Raw genomic sequence first — 4439 nt, 5'->3', positions numbered from 1 at the left:
TTTTAACGACGTTATAGTGCAATTTAATTCGTTAAATTGATCAAAGACTTATGCAGGTTGGTATCACATACCAACTCCATTAAATTCTTGAATATAGCAGGAGTAAAAATAGCACTGCCTACACGCTTTTACTTAATGGAATGGGTATCAAAGAGCTTTCGATCAATATAAAGCCCACGCAGTATCATAAACCTCATTAAGCCAACAATAAAATGGAATATGTAACAAAGTATTTTGAATGCGGTGAGCTGCCAAATTAGCCCCACCAATAACAAGATGGTGGGTAGTTAAGACTTACTTTTATTTTTTCCGTGAAGCGCTAAACGCTCTAGTTTTTCTTTTAAAGAAGGGGGTGCAGAAGATGCTATCGCGTTTAAGTAATCCGCTGTTTGCTCACTCATTTTACGTGAGTTGGTAACTGCAGGACTGCCCGACTTATTCGCTGTACTTAATCTCTGAGTTGCTTGAGGATTTGCAGTTATTTTTATTTGCCCGAGCTCTGCCATTCCGGCAGCTCTAAAATGTGAAAGCATATCCATTTTCAAATAATTAAGTCTAAGCGCGATAGGTGCAGATACAGCCTCTATCATTAGCGTGCCGTCTCGGTAATTACTGACTCGGCATTTATCACCCAACTTAGGACCCAAAAAATCTTTTAATAGGGTTTGCTGTGTATCAAGTGCTTGGCTTTTGCCTGCATAAGCTGATAAACGATTATTTAACCCCGCCATAATATCGGTTAGCGGTTTTGGTGCATATCTATCTTTAGCCATTTTACACCTCGTAAAAGCTCACTTAGACCCAGAGATAATACTCTAGGTCTAAGTATACACTGCGTATTAATACTACGCGCCGGCTATTTGCATTTGCTCTATTAATACTGAGCCAGTTTGAATACCACCACGGCGTTCGATGTCACCACCAATAGCAGATATGCCTTTAAACATATCTTTTAAATTACCAGCAATGGTAATTTCGCTTACAGGATATTGGATTTCACCATTTTCAACCCAAAAACCAGCAGCACCACGAGAGTAATCACCCGTTACGGTATTTACGCCCTGCCCCATTAGCTCTGTAACTAATAAGCCGGTGCCCATCGTTTTTAATAGTGCAGTTAAATCGTTATGAGTTTGCTCAACAAGCCAGTTATGTATACCGCCAGCATGCCCTGTTGGGGTCATATTCATTTTACGCGCGGCATAACTTGCTAATAAATAAGTTTGTAGCTCGCCGCCTTGAATAATTTCCCTATCGAATGTTTTAACGCCTTCGCTATCAAACGGTGACGACGCCAACCCTTTTAAAATATGTGGGCGCTCGGCAATATTCACACAATTACTAAATACTTGTGTGCCTAAGCTATCAAGTAAAAAACTTGATTTACGATAAAGCGCACCACCACCAATTGCCGACACTAAGTGACCAAATAATGAATTTGCAATATCGGCTCTAAAAATAACAGGCACTTTCATTGTGCCTAACTTTTGGCTATTTAATTTAGCCAATGTTTCAGCTGCTGCTTCAAGCCCAACTGCCGCTGCGTCATTTAAACCCGCTTGGTCGCGGGCAACAGTATAAGCAGAGTCGCGTTGCATCTGCTCGCCATCTTGACCAATTACCATAGTACTAATGCTATGACGAGTGCGTGGAAAGCCAGTTATCAAACCATGGCTGTTACCATAAACACGTAATCCTTGGTGAGATGAAAAACTCGCACCATCAGAGTTAACAATGCGCTCATCTGCGTTTAATGCAGCTTGCTCAGCAGCATGACAAAGCTCAATACCTTCTTCAGGGCTTACATCCCAAGGATGGTATAAATCTAAATCTTTAGGATTAAATTCAAGCAATTCTTTATCAGCAACGCCGTTAAATGGGTCATCCGATGTAAATTTGGCTATATCAATCGCTTTTTCGACTACCATGCGCAATGTTTTTGGATTTAAATCAGCTGTCGATGCTGAGCCTTTATTATTACCAACATATACACTAATGCCTAAGCCGCCGTCTTGGTTAAACTCAATGGTTTCTACTTCACCCATTCGTGTACTAACCGATAAACCAGACGTGCTAGACATAGCCGCTTCTGCAGCTGTTGCGCCTAATTTTTTGGCATGTTCGAGTACTTCTGCTACCGCATCTTTAACTTGCGATATTTGAGAATAAATTGGATCGTTTTGTTGGCTTTTCATAAATTAAGTCCTGAGCCTTAGAGGCATAATGCACGCATTTCTTATATTTAAATGCTAACACACTCAATGCATCACATCAGCTAATATTCCTAAGTATCATATTCATGTATAATGGCAAAAGTTATTTTTATTTAAGAGCACCCCATGGCAAAGAAAAAAGGCAAGCCTGCTGAAATTGAAGAAGAAATTGAATATGTATCAAGAACGGAGCTTAAGCGCGAAGCGCAAGAGTTTCATCAGTTAGGTACTGAAATTGCCAAAATGGGTAAAAAACAGCGCGAACGCCTGCCATTAAATGACGATTTAAAAGCGGCAATGGTTGTTGCTGATAAAATAAGTAATAAAAGTGACGCGTACCGCCGTCACTTAAACTACATCGCTAAAACGTTGCGTACTGTAGAAAACATTGACGCTATTAGAGCGATTATCGATGTAATGCTTAATAAAAATAACCAAGCTGAAGTATTGGTCAAAAAAATTGAGCAATTACGTTCAGACCTAATTGAACAAGGTGATGACCTTATCAATGAGACTATTGAACAGTTTCCGTCTCTTGATCGTCAGCAAATGCGTCAATTGGTTCGTAATGCGGCAAAAGAAGCGAAAGCTGAAAAGCCGGGTAAAGGTTATAAAGAGTTATTTCAATATCTCAAAGATGCCCATACTGTTACGTATTAATTAGACCGCATTAATTGATATTTTATTAAAAAAGGTGCTTCGGCACCTTTTTTGTTATAGATCAAACCGCCTCACTGCGTACTTTTTTATAATCACCCCCTAAATAAATACTTAGGTGCGCGTGATGATTAAACTTCCACAATGGGATCAAACCCTAATAAACAAATATAATGTGTCTGGCCCGCGTTATACCTCGTATCCCACCGCTCTATCACTGCGTGATGGGTATCAACAACAAGACCTACTAAGCGCTGTAGAATCGTCAACGAGTCGTTCACTTTCTCTATATATTCATATCCCGTTTTGTAGCCAGCTTTGCTACTACTGTGGCTGTAATAAAATAATTACCCGCCATCAATCTAAGGCCGATACGTATCTCGACTTTTTAGCAAAAGAAATTACTGCCCAAGCTCATTTATTTAAAAACTACACGGTTGAGCAATTACATTTAGGTGGCGGTACTCCCACCTTTTTAACCGCAAAACAAATGACTCGTCTAATTAAGCTTTTAGAGCAGCACTTTAATTTTACAAGCACAACAGAGCGCGGCATTGAAATAGACCCACGCTCACTTGCCGATAATATGCTTGTTGATCTAAGAATGCTTGGCTTTAACCGTGTCTCATTTGGGATTCAAGACTTTAACGACGACGTGCAACTTGCTGTTAATCGCCCGCAAAATGCAGATACGGTCAAGCAATTAATTACACAAGCTCGCGAGCTGGGATTTCAATCTATTAATGCAGATATGATTTACGGGCTTCCTCTGCAAACGCCAGAGAGCTTTAAGCAAACTATAGAGCAACTTATTGAGTTAAGCCCTGACCGAGTATCGGTGTTTAACTACGCGCATTTACCAGAGCGCTTTGCCGCACAGCGTAAGATTAAAGATGCAGATTTACCCAGTGCACATAATAAACTCACTATGTTTAAAAACACGCTGGAGCAGATGACGCAAGCAGGCTATCAATTTATTGGTATGGACCACTTTGCAAAAACCGATAACGAACTAGCTATTGCGCAAAATGAAGGCAAGTTACATCGTAATTTTCAAGGTTATACAACCCATGGAAATTGTGATTTATTAGGCTTAGGCGTGTCATCAATTTCGCAAATTGGCAGTGCCATTTTACAAAATCAAAAAGAATTAAAACATTATTACCACAGCATCGAAACACAAATCGGCTGTGCTCTTAATAAAGGTATGCACTTAACGCATGATGATGTAATTCGTGCTGATGCAATTAAGCAGCTCATTTGCCAGTTTGAATTAGATATACAAGACTTTAGCGAAAAGCATGCGCTTATATTTAATGACTACTTTGAGGATGCGTTAATTGCGCTTACGCCACTTATAAAAGATGAACTAGTCACTATAAATGATAATAAAATTAGCGTAACGCCACGCGGCAACTTATTCATTCGTATTATTTGCATGTGCTTTGACGCTCATTTACAAAAACAAATAAATGCGACGCGTTTTTCACGAGTGATTTAGCAGATCACTAATTTAATGCAATTAGTATGAAAATTTTTACGCATAAAAAAAGCAGACCAAGGTCTGCT

4 protein-coding genes are annotated in these 4439 nt (G+C 39.6%); 2 read left to right on the top strand and 2 right to left on the bottom strand.

Going from position 1 to position 4439, the window contains the following annotated elements; genetic code table 11:
* Nucleotides 1-287: 287 nt before the first annotated feature.
* Nucleotides 288-773 carry a DUF721 domain-containing protein gene (locus GQR46_RS16645; RefSeq protein WP_024589904.1) on the bottom strand — a complete coding sequence of 162 codons (486 nt, stop codon included), beginning with the start codon at nt 771-773 and terminating at the stop codon, nt 288-290.
* A 72-nt stretch (nt 774-845) separates the two neighbouring features.
* The gene (gene pmbA / locus GQR46_RS16640) at nt 846-2195 is read right to left on the bottom strand and encodes a metalloprotease PmbA (protein ID WP_007582066.1); all 1350 of its coding nucleotides are present in this window, start codon (nt 2193-2195) and stop codon (nt 846-848) included.
* Nucleotides 2196-2339: 144 nt separating this feature from the next.
* On the opposite strand from pmbA, the gene yjgA reads away from it, so the two are divergent.
* Nucleotides 2340-2873, top strand: coding sequence for a ribosome biogenesis factor YjgA (gene yjgA / locus GQR46_RS16635; protein ID WP_007582068.1), 534 nt, complete (start codon nt 2340-2342; stop codon nt 2871-2873).
* 124 nt (nt 2874-2997) lie between these two features.
* Nucleotides 2998-4371, top strand: a complete 1374-nt coding sequence (hemN, locus tag GQR46_RS16630) for an oxygen-independent coproporphyrinogen III oxidase (protein ID WP_165741572.1) — start codon at nt 2998-3000, stop codon at nt 4369-4371.
* The last annotated feature ends 68 nt before the right edge of the window (nt 4372-4439 follow it).

It is taken from the genome of Pseudoalteromonas sp. Z1A6, assembly GCF_011378745.1.
Lineage (GTDB): Bacteria > Pseudomonadota > Gammaproteobacteria > Enterobacterales > Alteromonadaceae > Pseudoalteromonas > Pseudoalteromonas arctica.
This window is presented reverse-complemented; position numbering and strand designations above follow the sequence as displayed.